Annotated in this window: 19 protein-coding genes; 7 read left to right on the plus strand and 12 right to left on the minus strand. The window is 56.0% G+C overall.

The genetic code is table 11. The features are described from left to right. Window positions 1–9: 9 nt before the first annotated feature. Window positions 10–1,392, plus strand: coding sequence for an NAD(P)H-hydrate dehydratase (locus tag ACWFTY_RS09940; protein ID WP_447524068.1), 1,383 nt, complete (start codon window positions 10–12; stop codon window positions 1,390–1,392). Further along, complete coding sequence (locus tag ACWFTY_RS09945) at window positions 1,389–2,597, plus strand: class I SAM-dependent RNA methyltransferase (protein WP_447524069.1); 1,209 nt, start codon at window positions 1,389–1,391, stop codon at window positions 2,595–2,597. Before ACWFTY_RS09940 ends, ACWFTY_RS09945 begins: the two co-directional genes overlap by 4 nt. Before the next feature lie 42 nt (window positions 2,598–2,639). Here the strand turns inward: ACWFTY_RS09945 and ACWFTY_RS09950 are convergent, their stop codons facing one another. The 5 genes from ACWFTY_RS09950 to ACWFTY_RS09970 all read right to left on the minus strand — a co-directional run bounded on the left by ACWFTY_RS09950 (window position 2,640) and on the right by ACWFTY_RS09970 (window position 7,342). Continuing rightward, window positions 2,640–3,071, minus strand: a complete 432-nt coding sequence (locus ACWFTY_RS09950) for an MAPEG family protein (RefSeq protein WP_447524070.1) — start codon at window positions 3,069–3,071, stop codon at window positions 2,640–2,642. A gap of 30 nt (window positions 3,072–3,101) precedes the next feature. Further along, the gene (locus ACWFTY_RS09955) at window positions 3,102–3,533 is read right to left on the minus strand and encodes an MAPEG family protein (protein ID WP_447524071.1); all 432 of its coding nucleotides are present in this window, start codon (window positions 3,531–3,533) and stop codon (window positions 3,102–3,104) included. Window positions 3,534–3,608: 75 nt separating this feature from the next. Beyond that, entirely contained in the window at window positions 3,609–4,808 is a 1,200-nt protein-coding gene (locus ACWFTY_RS09960; protein WP_447524072.1) for a type III PLP-dependent enzyme, read from the minus strand. Window positions 4,809–4,953: 145 nt separating this feature from the next. After that, complete coding sequence (locus ACWFTY_RS09965; RefSeq protein ID WP_447524073.1) at window positions 4,954–6,123, minus strand: carboxynorspermidine decarboxylase; 1,170 nt, start codon at window positions 6,121–6,123, stop codon at window positions 4,954–4,956. A 1-nt stretch (window position 6,124) separates the two neighbouring features. Next, window positions 6,125–7,342, minus strand: coding sequence for a saccharopine dehydrogenase C-terminal domain-containing protein (locus ACWFTY_RS09970; RefSeq protein WP_447524074.1), 1,218 nt, complete (start codon window positions 7,340–7,342; stop codon window positions 6,125–6,127). Window positions 7,343–7,395: 53 nt separating this feature from the next. Here ACWFTY_RS09970 and ACWFTY_RS09975 point away from each other — a divergent pair, with 53 nt between their 5' ends. Next, window positions 7,396–8,379 (plus strand): threonine ammonia-lyase, encoded by a 984-nt coding sequence (locus tag ACWFTY_RS09975; RefSeq protein WP_447524075.1) that lies wholly within the window; start codon window positions 7,396–7,398, stop codon window positions 8,377–8,379. On the opposite strand, the gene hemA is transcribed toward ACWFTY_RS09975, so the two are convergent. Beyond that, window positions 8,376–9,596 carry a 5-aminolevulinate synthase gene (gene hemA, locus ACWFTY_RS09980; protein ID WP_447524076.1) on the minus strand — a complete coding sequence of 407 codons (1,221 nt, stop codon included), beginning with the start codon at window positions 9,594–9,596 and terminating at the stop codon, window positions 8,376–8,378. The two genes, ACWFTY_RS09975 and hemA, sit on opposite strands and share 4 nt — an antisense overlap. A gap of 117 nt (window positions 9,597–9,713) precedes the next feature. Continuing rightward, entirely contained in the window at window positions 9,714–10,526 is an 813-nt protein-coding gene (murI, locus tag ACWFTY_RS09985) for a glutamate racemase (protein WP_447524077.1), read from the minus strand. 153 nt (window positions 10,527–10,679) lie between these two features. On the opposite strand from murI, the gene plsY reads away from it, so the two are divergent. From plsY to topA, 3 genes are all read left to right on the plus strand, one after another. After that, complete coding sequence (plsY, locus tag ACWFTY_RS09990; RefSeq protein ID WP_447524078.1) at window positions 10,680–11,273, plus strand: glycerol-3-phosphate 1-O-acyltransferase PlsY; 594 nt, start codon at window positions 10,680–10,682, stop codon at window positions 11,271–11,273. Between the two features lie 5 nt (window positions 11,274–11,278). Next, the gene (gene dprA, locus ACWFTY_RS09995; RefSeq protein ID WP_447524079.1) at window positions 11,279–12,397 is read left to right on the plus strand and encodes a DNA-processing protein DprA; all 1,119 of its coding nucleotides are present in this window, start codon (window positions 11,279–11,281) and stop codon (window positions 12,395–12,397) included. Window positions 12,398–12,520: 123 nt separating this feature from the next. After that, window positions 12,521–15,115 carry a type I DNA topoisomerase gene (gene topA, locus ACWFTY_RS10000; protein ID WP_447524080.1) on the plus strand — a complete coding sequence of 865 codons (2,595 nt, stop codon included), beginning with the start codon at window positions 12,521–12,523 and terminating at the stop codon, window positions 15,113–15,115. Window positions 15,116–15,265: 150 nt separating this feature from the next. Here topA and ACWFTY_RS10005 read toward each other — a convergent pair whose 3' ends face one another. The 5 genes from ACWFTY_RS10005 to lepB form a co-directional block, all read right to left on the minus strand. Beyond that, the gene (locus tag ACWFTY_RS10005) at window positions 15,266–15,817 is read right to left on the minus strand and encodes a DUF3833 family protein (RefSeq protein WP_447524081.1); all 552 of its coding nucleotides are present in this window, start codon (window positions 15,815–15,817) and stop codon (window positions 15,266–15,268) included. 7 nt (window positions 15,818–15,824) lie between these two features. Then, window positions 15,825–16,073: a YdcH family protein gene (locus ACWFTY_RS10010; protein WP_447524082.1), complete on the minus strand. Its 249-nt coding sequence runs from the start codon at window positions 16,071–16,073 to the stop codon at window positions 15,825–15,827. 175 nt (window positions 16,074–16,248) lie between these two features. After that, window positions 16,249–17,142 (minus strand): GTPase Era, encoded by an 894-nt coding sequence (gene era / locus ACWFTY_RS10015; RefSeq protein WP_447524083.1) that lies wholly within the window; start codon window positions 17,140–17,142, stop codon window positions 16,249–16,251. After that, window positions 17,139–17,807: a ribonuclease III gene (rnc, locus tag ACWFTY_RS10020; protein WP_447524084.1), complete on the minus strand. Its 669-nt coding sequence runs from the start codon at window positions 17,805–17,807 to the stop codon at window positions 17,139–17,141. Before rnc ends, era begins: the two co-directional genes overlap by 4 nt. Then, entirely contained in the window at window positions 17,804–18,607 is an 804-nt protein-coding gene (lepB, locus tag ACWFTY_RS10025; protein ID WP_447524085.1) for a signal peptidase I, read from the minus strand. The genes rnc and lepB overlap by 4 nt, the downstream gene beginning before the upstream one ends. Window positions 18,608–18,759: 152 nt before the next feature. Between lepB and pgi the strand changes: the two genes are divergently transcribed. After that, window positions 18,760–20,259 (plus strand): glucose-6-phosphate isomerase, encoded by a 1,500-nt coding sequence (pgi, locus tag ACWFTY_RS10030; RefSeq protein WP_447524086.1) that lies wholly within the window; start codon window positions 18,760–18,762, stop codon window positions 20,257–20,259. The last annotated feature ends 6 nt before the right edge of the window (window positions 20,260–20,265 follow it).

A 20,265-nucleotide genomic window follows, 5' to 3' on the forward strand; every position in this document is an offset into this window, starting at 1 on the left:
GGGAATATATTGACCGCCGCTGAAATGAAGCTGGCGGAACAGCGGCTGATCGACTCCGGCATTTCGGTTCAGGAACTGATGCGCCGGGCCGGGCAGGGCGCCGCACAGATGATCTGGCGGATCTCGGCTGATATGCCAACTCTGGTGCTCTGCGGTCCGGGCAATAATGGTGGCGATGGCTATGTCATCGCCCAGTGGTTGCTCGAAAAAGATGTTGATGTCAGCATTGCCGCGCCGCTCGAACCGACGACCGAGGCAGCGCAACATGCGAAATCATTGTGGCGCGGCAGAACGATTGCACTGACCGATGCCCAGCCCGCAGCGCAATTTGTCGATTGCCTCTTCGGCACGGGGTTGACCCGCTCTGTAGGCGACGAGTGGTTCGGCCATTTTTCGCGCCTGTTTGCAGGCGCAAAGCGGCGGGTAGCAGTCGATCTGCCGAGCGGTGTCGGATCCGACCATGGCACGCTGCTCAACGATATTCCGGCATTTGATACAACCATTGCCCTCGGTGCGTTCAAGCCGTCCCATTTTCTGGAACCGGCGCGATCAAAAATGGGCAATCTGGTCGGGATCGATATCGGTATCGCCACCGACAGCGATCTCGAAATTCTGTCCAAGCCCGAAATTTCCGCGCCGACATCGCAAGATCAAAAATATAGCCGTGGCCTGGTTGCCGTGGTCGCCGGTGCGATGCCGGGTGCAGCGCAGCTAACTGCGATGGCTGCCCAGAAAGCGGGGGCAGGCTATGTCAAAATCTTTGCATACTCCGGCTTCGAATCCCCGCATCCGAGTATCGTGGTCGAGACAGTGAAAGACATGGCTGACCTTCGCCAAAAGCTTTCCGACAAGCGCATCTCCGCCATCATTCTCGGGCCTGGCCTGGGCCGGGATGAGCGAGCGAAAGATCTTTTGACCACCGCGATAGCGGCGGATGCGCCTTTGGTGATCGATGCCGACGGGCTGACCGTTGCCGGACCGCAATTCGCCAATCTGGTAAAAGAGCGCTCAGCCGAGACTATCGCTACACCCCATGCCGGAGAATTTGCCTCTCTGACGAAGGAGGCGCTGCATTATAAACTCGCTGATAGTTGCAAACTCGCCAAACAGGCAGAATGCACTATTTTGCTGAAAGGCTCTGACACCGTCATCGCAAGCCCGGAGGGCAAAGTCTTTGTTTCCGCGCAAACCTGTCCATGGCTGTCCACAGCCGGGAGCGGCGACGTATTGACCGGGATCATCGCAAGTCGCTTGGCAACGGGCGTCAGTGCTTATAAGGCAACCTGCGAAGGCCAATGGCTGCACAGCCGGGCCGGACAATTGGCAGGCCCCGCTTTCACGCCGGAAATGCTTATCGACCAACTCCCCGCCACATTGCAGGAATGTTTATGACCGCGACTGCCGATCCCGACCTGATCATTCGCGTTGCCGCGAAGGGCGATGGTGTGACCTCCGATGGCCGCCATATCGCCTTTTCCGCACCGCTGGACCGGTTGAATGACGAAGGCGGCCTGATCAAGGGGCCGCATCACGTCGAGCCTCCCTGCCAGCATTTCCAGTCCTGCGGCGGTTGCAGCCTGCAGCATCTGGATGACGAGAGCTACACCCGGTTCCTGACCGAGCGCGTGGCCTACGCACTGGAAGGACAGGGGCTGGCAGCAGAAATCCTACACCCGCCCCAGGTCTCCGCGCCAAAAACCCGTATCCGCGCCAGCCTCCGTGCAGCCAAGCTCGGCGATCAATTCAAACTCGGGTTCAGCGGCGCCGGCAGCCACCGGATCGTCGATCTCAAACAATGCGAGATCATGGCACCTGAATTATTCGCTCTGCTTGCGCCTTTGCGGGCTTTTCTCAAAAATTCGTCCCGCCGCAAGCATGACATGAATATCGAAATGACATTGGTGGATCAGGGAATCGACCTGCTGATCAGCAATTACGAGCCTGAGGGTCTGGAGCAACGCGAAGCCTTGTCCGCCTTTGCCAAGACCAACGGGCTGGCGCGCCTGTCCGTCGACGGTGGCTATGGTCCGGAAACCCAGTGGGAACCGGAGCCGGTGACGGTCACATTGGGTGGCATTCCGGTCAGCTTCCCGCATAGCGCCTTCTTGCAGCCGACCCGCGATGGCCAACAGGTTCTGGTTTCGGCGATGCTGGAGGCCGTTGGCGATGCGCGGCTTGTCGCGGATCTTTTTGCGGGACTGGGTACATTCACTCTGGCTCTCGGCGCCGACAAAAAAGTCTATGCTGCAGAAGGCGCTCGCGACACGATGGGTGCGCTGAAAATGGTCGCCAATCATTCGAAACGCCAGATATTCTGCGAACATCGCGACCTTTTTCGCCGGCCGCTAAGCGCCGAAGAGCTCAATCGCTTTGACGCCGTCATTCTCGATCCGCCAAGGGCAGGCGCACGCGAACAGATCTTGCAGCTCGCGCAATCAGAGGTCGACAAAATCTGCTATATCAGCTGCAATCCGGCCAGCTTTGCACGCGATGCCAAACAGCTTTGCGACGCCGGATACAAGCTCCGGCAGGTCTGGCCTGTCGGGCAGTTCCTATGGTCTACCCATGTCGAGATCGTGTCCAGCTTCAGCCGCTAGCGGGCTCCTGCGAAAGCAAAGGCCTTCGCAGGAACGCCGGAGCTAGTGGAATACTGCAATCGCCGCATGGATTGCCAGGGCAATGATGCACAGGCTCGACAAGGAAAACAGCATGAACCGAAAGAGCACGCGGTTGATCGTCACCTGAACAAGACTGTGCAGCACTCGCAGGCCGACATAGATCCAGGCTATGGTCAGATTCAGTCCATAATCCTGACCGGAAAGGATCAAAACGACGCAAATTGCATAAAAAAGCGTCGGTTCTGTAAGCAAATGGTTATAATTATGCGCCTTCCACTGCACTTCCGGTGGCAAAAGCTCGTCCAGGTCACCGCCCTTGCCGCCAACCAGATTGGCGGAATCTATCTTCGCTTTGTTCATCGCCGGAATCCGCGTGACATACATCCACAGCCAGATCAGCATCGTCCATAAAATGAGCGCAACCATCGGCTGCAGCAACAGGCTATTCTCCATAAAATTCCCTCCCAATATATTATTATAAATCTAGAAAAGCGTGGCCCACAGGGCGTTTATCGCCATGATCAGCAGGCAGACGGTCGACGCTATGAACAGCATGAAGCGGACATTGACCAGATTGACGGTCGCCTGCCAGATGCTGTGAATGATCCGGATGATCGCGTAGGCCCAGGCGAGATAGAGGTTCAGTCCGTGGCCCGCATTGACGAGCGCGAGAATGACGACCGTGGCGTAAAACAGCGTCGGCTGTTCCATCAAATGGGTGTAATTGTGGGATTTCCAGTTCACATTGTCGGGGATCACGCCTTCCAGATCACTCCCGCGACCACCGGGAGGCGCCTTGGCAAGGTCTGCCCCTGATTTGGCCATGGCCGGAAATCTTGTGGCGGCCATCCAGAACAACATGATCAGCGACCAGAGGATCAGCACCGCAGCCGGTGCCAAAATAGCAATATCCATGATTCTTATTCTCCCAAAACCCGGGAGAAACTGCTTCAACTGTAACCGATTGTCAATTGCAACCTAGTTTGAGGCTCAGGCGCTAGGGAAAGACACCACATTGTCGCGGTCGGACCGGTCCAGATTGTCACCGACATAGAGGCTAGCCATCGGTTCGTCTGCGACATCATATTCGTGGCTGCTGCCATAACCATTGAACTTGGTACGCATCGCTGATCCATAGGCACCGATCATCCCAATCTCGATATAGTCATCGGCCTTTATGCTGTCGGGCAGGTTAAACGGACCGGCCATGAAATCCATGTCGTCGCAGGTCGGGCCGTAGAAGCTGAAGCCGGTGGTCGTTCCGGCTTCCGCATCCGCACCAACCTGGCGAACCGGGAACCGCCACCCGATATGCGCGGCGTCAAACAACGTGCCATAGGCGCCGTCGTTGATAAACAGTTCGTTGCCGCGGCGGCGTTCGACCTTGACCACCAGCGAGCTATATTCGGCCGACAGCGCGCGTCCGGGCTCGCACCAGAGTTCGGCGGAATAGCTGATCGGCAAATCCTCGAACGTGCGGTCGATAGCGGTGAAATAATGATTGAGCGAGACCGGCTCAAGATCAGGATAGATTGACGGAAATCCACCCCCGACATTGACGATGTCGACGGTCACCGACGCGCCGACAATAGCGGTGCGAACCCGTTCCAGGGCATGCACATAGGCGAGCGGCGTCATCGCCTGGCTGCCGACATGAAAACAGATGCCGAGGCAGTCGGCCCGCTGTCGTGCCCGCTGGAGCAATTCCGCCGATTCATCGACATCGATGCCGAATTTCGAAGCAAGACTGATTTCTGCAAATTCCGAAGCCACGCGAATCCGGACGCAAAGCGTCAGGTCTTCGGCAAGCTCGGTTCCCCGTTCGATCTTTTCCAGCTCTTCGAGACTGTCGAGCGAGAAAATCCGTACATTATGTTCGTGATAGGCTTCACGTACCGAAGCGAGCTGCTTGACCGGATTCATGTAGCAGAGCGTAGCGTCAGGCAATGCCGCGCGAACGATGCGCACTTCGTCAATCGAAGCCACGTCAAAATGGGTCACGCCTTCTTCCCACAGCAGCTGCAGCAACGCGGGAGAGGGATTAGCTTTCACAGCGTAAAGCGATTTTCCGGGAAATTGCTCGACAAAATAACGCGCAGCGCGTCGTGCTGCATGTGGCCGGTTAAGCAAAACTGGAATGTCTGGGCTTAGAGCGTTCGTCAGCTCCTCAGCATCAAGATAATGGTGCAACTCAAGGGACCCCCTTATAGGCTAAGATCGATTGAGCTGCCTTGCGGATACGCAAGCGGCCATGGGGCAGCAAGGCGCGGCTATATGGCCACTTGATGGCTCTGTAAAGACCGAAGTCCTTACAGAAGCTGAACAAAAGCATTTTTTAGCTGAGCCGATCCCTGAACGCCGTCCAGTCGAAGCTTTTGACGCATTTCAACTCATCTTTTTCGCTGTTCCACAGCCAGATCGAGGGAAGCGGCACACCATTAAACGTGTTGGTCTTGACCATCGAATAATGCGCCTGATCGAGAAACGCGATCCGCTGCCCGATATGCGCCGGTTCGGGTAGAACATAATCGCCAATAATATCTCCGGCCAGACAGCTTGGCCCGCCGAGTCGAATAGCTGTGCCTTCGGAGCGCTCCCCCAGCATCGCAGGGCGATAGGGCGCCTCGATAACGTCCGGCATATGGCAAGTTGCGGAAATATCGGTAATGCCAACCGGCATGCCATTGTCGAACACATCCAGTATCTCGCCGACCAATATGCCGGCATCCAGCGCGACGGCTTCGCCGGGTTCGAGATAGATCTCGCAGCCTGAACGGGCTTTCAGGTCTTTCAGAAAGCCGACCAGCGCGTCACGGTCATAATCGTCACGCGTAATGTGGTGACCGCCGCCAAGATTGATCCATTTCAACGTGCCGAAATGCGGTGCGATAATCGGCTCGACTTTCTCCCAGGTCCTCTGCAGAGCATCGAAGCCCTGTTCACAGAGATTGTGGAAGTGGATGCCAGAGAGATGCTGAAAATGGTCAGGCCGCAACTGGCTGATCGGGAAGCCCAGCCGGCTATGCGGCTGGCTCGGATCATATTTTTCCGTTTCACCCAGTGCGATCTCCGGGTTAATTCTTAGGCCAATTTCTGAACTATCGAGCATAAGATTATGATTAGAATCATTTTTCCATCGTTCAATCTGCTGGGGATTATTGAACGTAATATGCTTTGATATCTGCGATAGTTCGAGCAGGTCGTCAGCCTTATAAGCGGGTGAATAGGTACTGATGGGGCCGCTGAAATGCTCCTTGGCCAATCGCGCTTCCCACAGACCGGAAGCACAATAGCCATCAAGATATTGATCGATCAGGGGAGCGAGCGACCACATCGAAAAGGCTTTCAGCGCCAACAAAATCCTGGCCCCGGAGCGGTCCTTGATATCGGCCAATATCTCCAGATTCCGGCGCACCGCAACCTCATCCACGACAAAGGCAGGCGAGGGCACCCGCGCCAGATCAAAATGCGCAAAAGCGCCGGGATCGCCTGCCTTGGTCTCCATCCTAGAACGCCAAAGGTGCTTCCAATTCTTCCAATTTCCATGGCAGGCCATGCTGGTTCAGCATCTCCATGAACGGGTCCGGATCGAACTGTTCCATGTTGAATACGCCGTCGCCCTTCCATTGGCCGGACATCATCATCGCCGCGCCGATCATCGCCGGAACGCCGGTGGTATAGCTGACTCCCTGATTGCCGGTTTCCTCAAACGCCGCTTCATGGCTGCAGATATTCTTGACGTAGAGCGTCTTCTGCACGCCGTCTTTCACACCGGTAGCGATCACCCCGATATTGGTATTGCCCTTGGTCGTTTCGCCGAGGCTAGCCGGTTCAGGCAACACCGCTTTCAGGAACTGAAGCGGAATGATCTCCCGCCCTTCATACATCACCGGATCAATCCGGGTCATGCCGACATTCTGCAACACTTCGAGATGGGTCAGATAAGCATCGCCAAAGGTCATCCAGAAGCGAATACGCTGGATTTCCGGTAGATGCGTCTTAAGCGACTCGATTTCTTCGTGATACATCAGATACATATTCTTCGGGCCGACCGCCTCGAAATCAAACTCCTGCTTCTGCGTCAGCGGCGGACCTTCGACCCAGTCGCCATTTTCCCAGTGACGCGAATTGGCCGTGACTTCGCGGATATTGATCTCCGGATTGAAATTGGTCGCGAAATGCTGACCGTGATCGCCGCCGTTGCAGTCGAGAATGTCGAGCGTGTCGATCCGGTCGAAATGATGCTTCTTCAGCCAGCAGGTGAATATGCTGGTGACGCCCGGGTCAAAGCCGGAGCCGAGCAGCGCCATGATCCCCGCATTCTTGAACCGGTCCTGATAATCCCACTGCCATTTATACTCGAACTTCGCCTCGTCGCGCGGTTCGTAATTGGCTGTGTCGAGATAGTCGGTCTTGGTCGCCAGGCACGCATCCATGATCGGCAGATCCTGATAGGGCAGCGCCAGATTGACCACCAGATCGGGCTTTTCCTGCTCGATCAGCGCGGTCAGCGCAGGAACATCATCGGCATCAATCTGGGAGGTGGTAATCGCCACACCAGTCCGCTGTTTGACCGACTCGGCAATTGCATCGCATTTCGATAAAGTGCGACTGGCCAGCAATATCTCGGTAAAAGGGCCGCTGTCTGCCGCTATCAACTGTGCCATTTTATGCACTGCTACCGAACTGACGCCGCCTGCGCCGATCACCAATATCTTGCCCATGATTTTCACTCTAAATGCTGGAGAAATGATAGCCCCGCATATAGGGAGAGACTATGACAGAGCAAGACCTGATGAACCCGCAGCGGCAACCCACTCTGGCGGGGGTGGAACGAGCGGCACAGAAAATCGCGGCGATATTGCCCGCTACACCGCTATTGCCACTGGAAATTGACGGCACAACAATCTGGTGCAAGGCAGAATGCTTGCAGCCGATCGGCGCCTTCAAAATTCGCGGTGGCTGGCACCGCCTGACCGATCTGACCGACGACCAGCGCGGGCGTGGCGTTATCGGATTCTCCAGCGGTAATCACGCACAAGGAGTTGCCTGGGCTGCCCGCAGGCTTGGCGTGACAGCGACGATCATCATGCCCGAGGATGCGCCCAGAGCGAAACTGGAGAACACCAGGGCATTGGGTGCCAATGTAATTACCTATGACCGGATGAGCGGTAATCGCGAGCAATTGGCCGCTGAGCTGTCACAGGAAACCGGAGCCGTTGTCGTTCCCAGCTTTGATGATCCCTGGATCGTCGAAGGGCAGGGCAGTTGCGGTATCGAGATACGCGAGCAGATGCTGGCACGAACCGGATATCAGCCGGATCAGCTCGTCATCTGCTGCGGCGGCGGTGGTCTTGCGAGCGGGACGGCTCTCGCTAACCCTGACGCAAAAATCATGGTCGTAGAACCCGAGGGCTGGGATGATATGAAACGCTCGCTGGAAGGTGGAGAAATCGTGCCGGTAGAGGAAAACCCGCCCGCGACCGAATGTGACGCACTGCAGACGCTCAGCGTCGCCTCGATCACGTTCAATATTTTAAAAGACCGCAACGCAACAGGAATCGCCGTTTCCCGAGCTGAAGTGCATCACGCCATGCGGGTAGCATTTGAAAAATTGCGTCTGGTGGTTGAACCGGGCGGCGCGGTTGCTCTGGCAGCAGCTTTAGCCGGTAAGGTAAGGCTTACGGATCGCACTGTTATCACGCTTTCCGGCGGCAATGTCGACAATCAGCTATTTGCGAAAATTATCGCCGGAAATTAGGCCGCGATGGCCAGTTCCAAGTCCATCCGGCTCCAGATTTCCACCAAAGCCTTCGTCAGATCGACCATCATGGCTTCGCTATGTGCCGGACCCGGTGTGAAGCGAAGACGTTCTGTCCCGCGCGGCACCGTTGGATAGTTGATCGGCTGCACATAGACGCCATATTCGGCCAGCAGGACATCGCTGATCTTCTTTGCTTTCACCGGATCGCCAACCTGTAGAGGCACGATATGGGTCTTTGAGTCCATGACCGGCAGGCCGGCGTCGGCAAACAGGTCCTTGAGCGTCTGGGCGGCGGCCTGTTGGCCATCGCGTTCGGCCGTTGATTGCTTCAGATGCCGGATGCTGGCCAATGCACCGGCTACAAGCACCGGAGACAGGCTGGTCGTGAAGATGAAGCCAGGAGCATAGGACCGGATGACATCGACGATCTTCTGGTCTGCGGTAATATAACCACCCATGACACCGACGGCCTTGGCCAGTGTTCCCTCGATGATCGTAATTCTCTCGGCCGCTTTGTCACGTTCCGAAATGCCGCCACCGCGCTCCCCGTACATGCCAACAGCATGAACTTCGTCGCAATAGGTAAGGGCGTTATATTTGTCTGCCAGATCGCAAATTGCGTGCAATGGCGCAATATCGCCATCCATCGAATAGATGCTTTCAAAGGCAATCAGCTTTGGCACTTCCGTATCTTCGGCGGCGAGCAATTCTTCCAGATGTTCCAGATCATTGTGCCGGAATACCCGCTTCTCGCAGCCGCTGTTCTTGATTCCGGCAATCATCGAAGCATGGTTCAGCTCGTCAGAAAAAATAATGCAGCCCGGTAGGATCTTGGTCAGCGTTGAAAGCGTTGCTTCATTCGACACATAGCCGGATGTGAACAGCAGCGCGCCGGATTTGCCGTGCCAGTCGGCCAGTTCCCGCTCGAGCTGGATATGATAATGGGTGTTGCCGCCAATATTGCGGGTTCCGCCAGAACCGGCGCCGACATCGTGCAACGCTTCTTCCATAGCGGCAATCACATCGGGATGCTGGCCCATCGCCAGATAGTCGTTCGAGCACCAGACCGTGACCGGCTGTGGTCCGTTGTGATGCGCGAAGCAGCGGGCATTCGGAAACGAACCCTTGTTGCGCAAAATGTCGATGAATACCCGATAGCGTCCCTCGGCATGAAGCCGGTCAATCGCTTGCGAAAAAATTTTATCGTAGTCCACTGTGCACCAAATCCTGCTTCAAATCTGTTCTTGCGATCGTCTCGGAATGGCCTTTAGCGGCCTTTTCCCAGAATTTCCAGCGCGAACCACTCGCAATAAGAGTTGTTCCCCATAGGCTTACAACTTTTCAAACCGTCTTATGCCATATTCTGCGAACGCCGGGCGATAGGGTTCGATATCGGCGATATCGCCTGTCGTTACAAATATCCCGTCTCTACTATCGCCGGGCCATGTTGTGTTTTTCGTCAAATAGGCGATCCGGCGAGCGATACCCTGCGCGCCATCGATGAACTGAATAGGCGTTCGCGCTGCGTCGGCCAGCTCGTCGCGCAACAAAGGAAAATGGGTGCAGGCGAGAATGACCGTGTCTATTTGTTCGCCTTCCGGCTGACTGATCAGCCCCGACATCGCTTCTTCGATAACCCGGATATCCGGCTTTTCTCCGCGCAGCTTGGCCTCTGCTGCATAGACGAGTTCGGGAGCTGCATGGCGAAGCAATATCTTGTCGGCGGCAAAATCGGCGGCTAGCCGGTCGACATAGGGCTGCCGGATGGTTGCCCGCGTGCCAAGAAGTCCGATGACGCCGGTCTTGGAAAGTTCGCTAGCCGGTTTGATCGCCGGCACGGTCCCGACAACCGGGATATCCAGGGCGGAGCGAACGTGATCGAGCGCAATTGTCGAGGCGGTGTTGCAGGCAATGGTAACCAACTGCGGCTTGTATCGTTCGACCAGGCGGCCAAGAAGAGCCGGAACGCGCGCTGCCAATTCCGCTTCGGATTTCATGCCATAAGGCAGGCCCGCGTAATCTGCGGCATAGACAATTGGCGCTCGGGGCAGCAATTTTATCGTCTCTTTCAACACCGATAGTCCGCCGACGCCGGAATCGAAAAATAACAAGGGAGGGCATTCGCCAGTCTGCGCTTCGGTCATATTTTTCCCATAGCCAGAATAGCATAGAGACGGCAACCGCTTCGGTTCGTCTGACAGGCGTTTGGCCTTGGCCGTTTTTTCGGCCGCGATACTTGCTCATCATCGTTTGTGAATATAGCGCGGATCGAAATAGGGGTGTTTTAAGTGCAGTCTATGTGGATAGAACCAATATTGGCGTTGTTGTTCGGCTATTTGCTGGGCTCGGTCCCTTTTGGCCTTGTTCTGACGCGCCTTTCCGGCGGTGGTGATCTGCGACAGACCGGCTCCGGCAATATCGGAGCTACCAACGTTTTGCGCACCGGTAACAAGGGGCTAGCCGCGCTGACCCTGTTGCTCGATATGGGCAAGGGATATGCTGCGGTCTATATTGCACTGCAGATTTCCGACGGACTGGGCGTTTTATCCGGGCTTGGCGCCTTTCTCGGCCATCTTTACCCTGTCTGGCTCCGGTTCAACGGTGGTAAAGGCGTCGCGACCCTGCTCGGCGTTGTGACCGCCCTGATCCCGATGGCGGGGTTGATATTTGCGGTCACATGGCTTGGTTCGCTGGCGATCTGGCGCTATTCTTCGGTAGGGGGCATGCTTGCCGCCATTTCGGTGCCGATAGCGGCCTTCGTTCTGGGAGAATATGCCATGATGCCCATGTTCATCGGCTTGGCGCTGCTGGTATTGTGGAAGCACCGCTCCAACATCGAACGGTTGATCGCTGGCGAAGAGCCGAAAGTCGGAGCATCAAAAAAGGTCTGAAGTGAATGGAAGAAAGCCAGGAAGCGTTTGACCGGCTCCGGCTTATCCGATCCGAGAATATCGGACCCGTCACCTACCGGCAATTGATCAGAAGATTTGGTTCTGCAGCGCGTGCGCTGGAAGCTATTCCCGATTTGGCAGCGCGTGGTGGCGGACGCTCGCCACGAATTGCCGACGCGCGTCAAATTGCGTCCGAAATAAAGACGATACAGGGTCTCGGTGCGGGGTTGCTGTTTATCGATGACCCCGAATATCCGGCCTTGCTGGCGGAACTGGGAAATCCACCGCCAATATTGCTGTGGCAAGGGCGACTGGAGCTTATGCGACAGCCGATGGTTGCGGTGGTAGGCGCACGAAACGCTTCTGCCGCTGCGTGCCGCTTTGCCCGTGATCTGGCTAATAGTCTGGTCGAGGCAGGCGTCTCGGTGGTTTCGGGGCTTGCCAAAGGCATCGACACAGCGGCCCATCAGGGCTCGCTCAAAAAGGCGACAATTGCTGTCATAGCCGGAGGACTGGATGTATTTTATCCGCCGGAGAATGATGAAATACAGCGAAGGATTGCCGAGTACGGATTGTTATTGGCAGAACAGCCACCCGGAACGGAACCCCGCGCTCGGCATTTTCCCTATCGCAACCGGATCATAGCCGGGCTCGCCAGAGGCACAGTGGTTATCGAGGCTGCGCCCCGTTCCGGGTCGTTGATAACCGCAAGATTGGCCGCAGAGGCAGGCCGACAGGTCATGGCTGTCCCGGGCTCTCCTCTGGATCCCCGGTCAAGAGGCTGCAACACGCTTATCCGTGAAGGGGCAACCCTGATCCAGGCGGCTGACGACATATTGGAAATGATTCGTCATTTCGATGATCGGGCGGAATCAGCGACTCTTGACCAAGAATTGCGGGCAGAACGGGACAACGCGATCGTTCGCGAAGCGGGGCGGACGGATATTGACAGTTCGGAACGGGCGCCGGTGATAGACCTGCTCAGCGCCGCGCCGGTGGCCGTCGATGAACTGGTCAGACAATCTGGGCTGGCGGCACCTTCGGTGCAATTGGCGCTGCTCGAATTGGAACTCGCCGGTCGGCTGACCCGCCATGCGGGCGCCCGCGTGAGCTTGTTGAACTGAACTTTGGTAGACAGGCTAATTTTCAATCGCCATTGACAAAAAACTTCATTCAGGGCCTTGACCTAAGCCCAATCCTTGCCACAGCCTCGCGCGTATACGTGAGAACAAAGAAAATCGGAACATATGCAGCTAGTTATCGTCGAGTCACCCGCCAAAGCCAAAACCATTGAAAAATATCTGGGATCGGATTTCAAGGTATTGGCATCCTACGGCCATATTCGCGACCTTCCACCCAAGGATGGATCGGTCGATCCGGATGACGGCTTTGCCATGACCTGGCAGAATTATCCCGACAAGGCGAAGCAGCTCAAAGAGATCACCGCCGAATCGAAAAAAGCAACGCGATTAATCCTCGCGACCGACCCTGACCGTGAAGGAGAAGCGATCAGCTGGCACGTTCAGGAAGTGTTGCGGAATAAAAAAGCGCTGCCGGATAAAGTCGACCGGGTGACGTTTAACGCAATCACCAAGGCCGCGGTTACCGACGCCATGGCCCACCCACGGGCGCTCGACGAGGATCTCATCGATGCTTATCGGGCACGCCGTGCGCTTGACTATCTGGTCGGTTTTACCTTGTCCCCGGTTTTGTGGCGCAAGCTTCCGGGCGCGAAATCTGCCGGTCGTGTACAGTCGGTTTCGCTCAGGCTGATCGTCGAGCGGGAGCGGGAAATCGAGGCCTTCAGACCGCAGGAATATTGGTCGGTTACGGCTCAAATGGAGCAGGGCGGTCAGGCTTTTGAAGCACGACTGACGATCCATGACGGCAAGAAGCTCGGCAAGATGGATCTGGCCAACGAAGATCAGGCCATGCTCGCCAAGGCTGCGGTTGAAAATGGTCTGTTCACGATTGAATCGATCGAAACAAAACCGCTTACCCGCAATCCGCCACCTCCATTTACAACGTCTACCCTGCAGCAGGAAGCCGCGCGCAAGCTCGGCTATTCCGCCAGTCACACCATGCGGATTGCCCAGCAATTATATGAAGATGGCGCGATAACCTATATGCGTACCGATGGCGTGCAAATGGACGGCAGCGCCATTTCAGCTGCGCGCAAGGCGATCGCGGATCGTTATGACGCGAGCTATGTTCCCGACAGCCCGCGTATCTATAAATCCAAGGCCAAAAATGCGCAGGAAGCGCATGAAGCGATCCGTCCGACCAGTTTCACCAAGCGCACCGTCGGTAGCGGGGATCATGCCAAGCTTTATGATCTCATCCTGAAGCGGGCCATGGCCAGCCAGATGGCGTCGGCACGGCTCGAACGCACCACCGTGGAAATGCTCGATGGCACCGGTAAGACCGGTCTCAGGGCTAACGGACAGGTTGTGAAATTCCCCGGTTTCCTCGCGCTTTATGAAGAAGGTCGTGATGACGACAAGGATGACGACGGCGGTTTGTTGCCAGCTATGTCCAAAGGCGACAGCCCGGCGAAGAAATCCGTCGACGCTTCCCAGCATTTCACCCAGCCTCCACCGCGCTACAGCGAAGCCAGCTTGGTCAAGAAGATGGAAGAACTGGGTATTGGACGGCCATCGACCTATGCATCGATCATTAAGACGCTAAAAGATCGCGCCTATGTCCGGATCGAGAAAAACCGCTTCTTCGCTGAGGAAAGTGGGCGGTTGCTGACCGGATTCCTCGAACGCTTTTTCGACCGTTACGTAGCCTATGACTATACGTCCGCCCTCGAAGATGAACTCGACGAAGTCAGCGGCGGCCGCGCCCAATGGCAGGCTATTCTCGAAGCCTTCTGGCATGATTTCAAACCGAAGACCGTCGAGGTGATGGAAAAATTGCCATCGGAAGTGACCGCAGAACTGGACACTTTCCTCAGCGATTATCTTTTCCCGGAAAAAGAAGACGGCACAGATCCGCGTCTTTGCCCGCGCTGCAACGAGGGCAAGCTGGCCCTGCGCGGTGGCCGCTTTGGCGCCTTTGTTGCCTGCTCCAACTATCCGGAATGCAAATTCACCCGGCGTTTTGCGCAGGGCGGCGGTGCCAATGGCGACGAGGATGAGGGTCCGCAGGAACTGGGCGTTGATCCCGACAGCGATGAAAAAATCACCAAGAAAGTCGGTCGCTTCGGACCTTATATCGAAAAAGGGGAGGGCAAGGAAGCCAAACGCTCTTCGATCCCCAAGGATATTCCGGCGGAAGATTTCGGGCTGGAATGGGCCGTGAAGCTGTTGTCGCTCCCCCGCGAAGTTGGCAAGCATCCCGAAACCAGCGAACCCGTGATGGCCCAAATCGGGCGCTATGGTCCGTATCTGAGTCATGATGGCAAATCGGCGCGCCTTGAAAACACAGCGGAAGTTTTCGAAATCGGCATGAACGCTGCCGTTGCCAAACTGGCAGATGCTGCGAAAAACGGTGGTGGTCGTGGTCGTGGCAAGATGGAACCGCTCAAGATCATGGGCAACCATCCGCGTACCGAGTCCGAGATCAAGCTGATGGACGGCCGCTATGGTCCTTATGTTACCGACGGTACGACCAATGCGTCGTTGCCGAAGACGGTCGACAAGGATCAGCTGACTCTGGAAGAAGCCGCGCAGTTGATTGATGATCGCGCTGCCAAAGGCCCAGCCAAAAAACGGGCTAAAAAAGCTGCACCGAAAAAGAAGCCGGCTGCCAAGAAAAAGCCTGCTGCGAAGAAAAAGCCAGCGGCGAAAAAGAAACCGGCAGCCAAGAAGGCTCCAGCAAAGGCGAAGACCGAATAGCGGGCTGATTGACCACTATCCAAAGGTGCGGGAAAATCGGTTCTGGGCGCTGGCTTGGCGCAGCAGAGCGGATTCTCGGGTTGCCTGCTGCCATTGTCCGGCGGTCAGACCGGCTCTGCTTTGGCTTCGGTAAGTAAATAATCTCGCCGGCTATTCGGAGGTTTTTACGATCTCTTCCTCCAGTACAGCCACTCTCATGCCGAGCTTGCTGACCACCAGAATATTTCTTGCCGACTGCCCGTCAGCGGCAAGAAATATATACTGATCAACCGGGAATCCGCCCTCCATTGTGAAGGCGATGTGCATGCGGTTTCCGTCCACCGAAATAGTTACCGGACCTTTGGCATCGCTCAACGAGCCGCGGTATAAGTTGCTGTCGACGCGGTGGATTCGCCAACTGCGTTTGCGGGGCGGCTTCTCGCCTTCCAGGACCTCTTGCTCCAGGGTGAGAATTCTCTCCTCGTCGACTATGCCGTGACCGCGGACGGTGACCTGTATCGGCGACGACAGGATTTTTCTCAATTCTCCGCGTCCTTCGGTCCGGCCGGCAAAGAATAGCAGTGGGTCCAGAACCGGTGATGATGCGTTGGCCGGGAGCGGTCTAGGTAGGGAGACACAACCCGATAATGTGAGAACAAGAAGGCATAAGGCAATAACTGGAAGCAGGCGACAGGCAGCAAGTTTCGTTGCTACCTGCGCCATCTTGCATTCAAGCCGCTTTGGCTTTGGAAATCATTGCGGCAACCTCGTCGAGGATAAGCAGGCGCTGCTTTTTCAAATCCTCGGCGCGTTCATCGGAGGCGGCTTCCACTTCCGATTCAATCCGGTGAATTTCCTTGTTCACGTCGTGATAACGGTCTGAAACTGTCCGGAAATGTCCGTCAGAAAGCTTCAATTCGTGGAGGATTTCGACGTCGTCCGGAAATTCGGCATGGAGGTCGTGCGCTACGTGGCTCATTGATATTCCTTTGTTGCGATTAATGGAACTTATTGAATTGGCGCTGGATAAGGCCCGGATTGCCGAACCGCTCCAGCGCCTCTTACCATCGCAACTATTCGCAAGCCATGCGCTCGCCTATCAGGGATTCTACCTACCGTCCGCCGAACCAAGTTCGCGATCCCGGCCGTTGCGGCTACTTAACCCAATCCAGGCCCATATCCTGATAAAGACTTCGATCTTCATCCCAGTTCGCGCTCACCTTGACGTGGAGATAAAGATGAACGGGCTTGCCCAATATGCCGGACAGTTCCGCGCGGGCTTTAGCACCGATTTCCTTGATCTGGTGACCGCCCTTGCCGAGGATGATCGCCTTCTGGCTGGCCTTCTCGACCAGAATCTGCTGGTGAATTTCAAGCGAGCCATCCGGCCGCTCCTTATATTGTTCCATCGCAATGGCGGTGGCGTATGGCAGTTCCGCGTGCAACTGCCGGAAAACCTGCTCGCGGGTGATTTCCGCAGCGAGAATGCGTTCGCTGGCGTCCGACACCTGATCGGCAGGGAAGTGCCATGGACCTTCCGGCATAGCTTTGACCAGATAGGCCCGCAGTTCTTCGAGACCGTCGCCGGTTTTGGCGCTGACGAAAAATGTCTCGTCAAAATCGGCCAGTTCATGCAGTTTGACGACATGGCCGAGCATCTTGTCTTTGGCGGCAATATCGACCTTGTTCATCACCAAAATGGTCTTTTCCGACCGATGCTTGATCCGTTCGACAATCGAGGTGACCTTTGTTCCAAGACCGGCACGTGAATCTACGAGCATGACGATAATATCGGCGTCTTCAGCGCCTTCCCAGGCAGCGGACACCATCGCCCGGTCGAGGCGGCGGTGCGGTTCGAAGATGCCCGGGGTATCAACCAGCAGCAGTTGTGTATCTTCTTCGATCGCTATGCCCAGAAGCCGCGTTCGAGTGGTTTGCGGTTTCGAACTGGTGATCGCGACTTTCTGTCCGACCAAGGCATTGATCAGGGTTGATTTGCCTGCATTGGGCGCGCCTATCAATGCAACTACGCCGCATTTTTGAGTCATGTGAATTTTTCCAGAAATTTCTTGGCAGCTTCGGTTTCGGCTGCCTGAATGGCGGAAGCGGTAGCCTCGACCTCGCCAATATTGCTAACATGCACCCGAACGGTGAACTTCAAATCGTGATGGGGACCGCTTTTTTCGACCAGTTCATAGGCCGGAACCTTGCGATTATTGGCTGCGGCCCATTCCTGCAATGCGGATTTGGGATGCCGGATATCGCCAATCGTTGCGGTAAAACGGCTCTCCCAATGGCGGAGAATGAAGCTGCGGGCAGCCTCCATACCATGGTCGATATAGACGGCACCGATCAGCGATTCCATGACGTCTCCCAGAACCTTGACGCTCTGCCGCGCGCCATCGTCACGCGCCTGTTTCCCCAGCAGTACATGGTTGCCAACCCCGATTTGCTTGGCGACTTCACCGCAGACTGAACCGGAAACCAGCCCGTTGAGCCGCTGCGATAATTGTCCTTCGGGCTCCTGCGGAAACTGGTGATAGAGATGATCTGCGATCACCAAACCCAAAACCCGGTCGCCCAGAAATTCCAGGCGCTGATAATCTTTTTGCCCGTGGCTGCCGTGGGTTGCAGCCCTGACATAGAGATCAGGAGTCACAGGCTGCGCGCCGGTGATCTCTGCGATCCAGTCAAGAAACTCCGGGCGGTTCAAAATCCTTCTCCGATGCGGTCCCAGCGCGCAGCGGTAAACCAGGTCCACGGCTTGATCCATTCGGCAGAACCATCAGTCGAAAAAACGGAGACCAGGGCTCTGCCTACAAGATTCTCTTCCGGCACCATGCCGATCGCCTGCCCCTCTTGCGCAGGAAAGCGGCTGTCGGCGCTGCGGTCGCGGTTGTCACCCATCAAAAACATATGGCCCTCCGGTACGACGAATGCCTGGGTATCGTCGCCTTCGCTATTCTCGTAGATATCCAGAATGCGATAGCTTACGCCGTTGGGCAATGTTTCCTGAAACTGCGGATAGCGGCAGGCTGCTGTGCCGTTGCCTGCTGCCGATTCAAATTCAGCACGATAACAGGGACTATTGGGTGTCACAGGATGCTCGAAATCACCGATCCTCTGCCGTTTGACTGGCTTGCCGTTGATCGAGACGACACCCTTCGTGACCTGTACGATGTCCCCGGACAGAGCGATTACCCGCTTGATATAGTCATCTTGCGCGCTTGGCGGCGCCTTGAACACGACGACATCGCCCGGCGTAGGAGAATTGGGTAGAACGCGTCCGGGAAACAGCGGAATATTGAACGGCAGGCTATATCTAGAAAAACCGTAGGGCCATTTCGCCACCAGCAGATAATCACCGACGACCAAACGCGGTTGCATCGATTCTGATGGAATATTGAAAGGAGAGATGATGAAACTGCGCAATATCAGGATGAATAATGCAAGTTTTACAAGGAACGCGACAAAGTCGCCGGTTTCCGATCGTTCTGCTTTATCTCGCGCCATGGCGCCCCTTCGCCGACATTGGCTTTGGCGTCAAGATTTCTTGCGATCTCGAACCGGTGGAGATTTTCAACTTGAGACCGGCCTGTTGGGCGGATAGGGCGGAGTAACTCACGGGATGCTCGCAATTTCAGATCTAGAGATTGGATGATTGAATGACTTCAGACCATTGGCAGGCGATCAAGGCGATACCAAAGGTTTCGCTAAATCAGATGTTCGAGGAAGATGGTGACAGGGTCGCCAGCCTCGGATTGGAACATGCGGGCCTCTATTTCGATTTTTCCAAAACCCATCTGGACGAGAGCGTGGTTCGAGCCTTCCAGAAACTGGCCGACGATTTGGGTTTGTCGGCAAAGACAGAAGCTTTGCTTTCCGGCGAACCGGTTAACATCAGCGAAGGCCGGGCAGCGGAACATTGCGCAGAACGCGGCACCGGCAATCCGGCGAGCGTCGAAAATGCCGCCGCGCTACATCAGCGGATGAAAAGTCTGATCGAGGTGATCGACGCCGGTGTCCTCGGCGAATTCACGCAAATCATCCATCTCGGCATTGGCGGCTCGGCTTTGGGCCCCAAAATGCTGCACCAGGCGCTCAAGCTGGGTGACGAAAAATATGAACTCGCGGTTGTGTCCAATATCGATGGCGCTGCCCTTGAGCCGGTTCTGGAGCGTTTCGATGCAAACAAGACCCTGCTCGTAATCGCCTCGAAAACCTTCACCACTGCTGAAACGCTGCTGAACGCGCAATCGGTGCTCGACTGGATGTCGGAGCAGGGCGTTGCAGATCCGCTGGGGCAAGTGATCGCGCTGACTGCAGATCCGGACCAGGCGGTGGAATGGGGCGTGGATGAAACACGGATTCTCCCCTTTTCCGAGACGGTCGGCGGGCGCTATTCCTTGTGGTCCTCGATCGGCTTTAGCGTTGCATTGGCGCTGGGCTATGACGTGTTCGAAGATTTGCTGGCTGGCGCTGCTGCAATGGATCAGCATTTTCAGGATGCACCCTGGAACCAGAATATTCCGGTGCTGGCGGCATTCGCCGATCAATATTATACTCAGGTTCGAGGGTGCGAGACGAGGGCTGTCTTTGCCTATGACGAACGTCTGGGCCTGGTGCCCGACTATCTCCAGCAGCTGGAAATGGAGAGCAATGGCAAATCGGTAACTCTCGATGGCGAGCCGCTTGTGCTGCATTCGAGCCCGATCGTCTGGGGCGGCATTGGCACCGATGCCCAGCATGCGGTTTTTCAACTGCTCCATCAGGGTACGCATCTGGTGCCGGTAGAGTTTCTTGCGGTGATCGAGCCGGGCGATTCACTGAGTCCGGCCCACCATAATGGTTTGCTGCTCAACTGCTTTGCGCAGGGGGCAGCGCTGATGGCGGGTAAAAAATCCGATGACAGTGATCGAAACTATACGGGTGACAGACCGTCGGTCACGATATTATTGGAAGAATTGGAGGCACGTTCACTGGGTGCGCTGCTGGCTTTCTACGAGCATCGGACTTTTGTGAACGCTGTTTTGCTGAATATCAATCCATTCGATCAATTCGGCGTCGAGCTTGGCAAGCAGATGGCAAACAAGCTGGCGGCTGAAGATGGTAACCAATTGGACGCATCGACCGAACAATTGAAAAAGCGGGCCTTTGGAGCCTGACAACAA

It is taken from the genome of Parasphingorhabdus sp. NYA22, assembly GCF_976973735.1.

Bases quoted from the DNA above. Each gene is read 5' to 3' on its own strand.
- ACWFTY_RS09945 (WP_447524069.1), top strand. From the start codon at position 1,389: ATGACCGCGACTGCCGATCCCGACCTGATCATTCGCGTTGCCGCGAAG.
- ACWFTY_RS09950 (WP_447524070.1), bottom strand. From the start codon at position 3,071: ATGGAGAATAGCCTGTTGCTGCAGCCGATGGTTGCGCTCATTTTATGG.
- ACWFTY_RS09955 (WP_447524071.1), bottom strand. From the start codon at position 3,533: ATGGATATTGCTATTTTGGCACCGGCTGCGGTGCTGATCCTCTGGTCG.
- ACWFTY_RS09965 (WP_447524073.1), bottom strand. From the start codon at position 6,123: ATGGAGACCAAGGCAGGCGATCCCGGCGCTTTTGCGCATTTTGATCTG.
- ACWFTY_RS09970 (WP_447524074.1), bottom strand. From the start codon at position 7,342: ATGGGCAAGATATTGGTGATCGGCGCAGGCGGCGTCAGTTCGGTAGCA.
- ACWFTY_RS09975 (WP_447524075.1), top strand. From the start codon at position 7,396: ATGACAGAGCAAGACCTGATGAACCCGCAGCGGCAACCCACTCTGGCG.
- murI (WP_447524077.1), bottom strand. From the start codon at position 10,526: ATGACCGAAGCGCAGACTGGCGAATGCCCTCCCTTGTTATTTTTCGAT.
- plsY (WP_447524078.1), top strand. From the start codon at position 10,680: ATGTGGATAGAACCAATATTGGCGTTGTTGTTCGGCTATTTGCTGGGC.
- dprA (WP_447524079.1), top strand. From the start codon at position 11,279: ATGGAAGAAAGCCAGGAAGCGTTTGACCGGCTCCGGCTTATCCGATCC.
- topA (WP_447524080.1), top strand. From the start codon at position 12,521: ATGCAGCTAGTTATCGTCGAGTCACCCGCCAAAGCCAAAACCATTGAA.
- ACWFTY_RS10005 (WP_447524081.1), bottom strand. From the start codon at position 15,817: ATGGCGCAGGTAGCAACGAAACTTGCTGCCTGTCGCCTGCTTCCAGTT.
- ACWFTY_RS10010 (WP_447524082.1), bottom strand. From the start codon at position 16,073: ATGAGCCACGTAGCGCACGACCTCCATGCCGAATTTCCGGACGACGTC.
- era (WP_447524083.1), bottom strand. From the start codon at position 17,142: ATGACTCAAAAATGCGGCGTAGTTGCATTGATAGGCGCGCCCAATGCA.
- lepB (WP_447524085.1), bottom strand. From the start codon at position 18,607: ATGGCGCGAGATAAAGCAGAACGATCGGAAACCGGCGACTTTGTCGCG.
- pgi (WP_447524086.1), top strand. From the start codon at position 18,760: ATGACTTCAGACCATTGGCAGGCGATCAAGGCGATACCAAAGGTTTCG.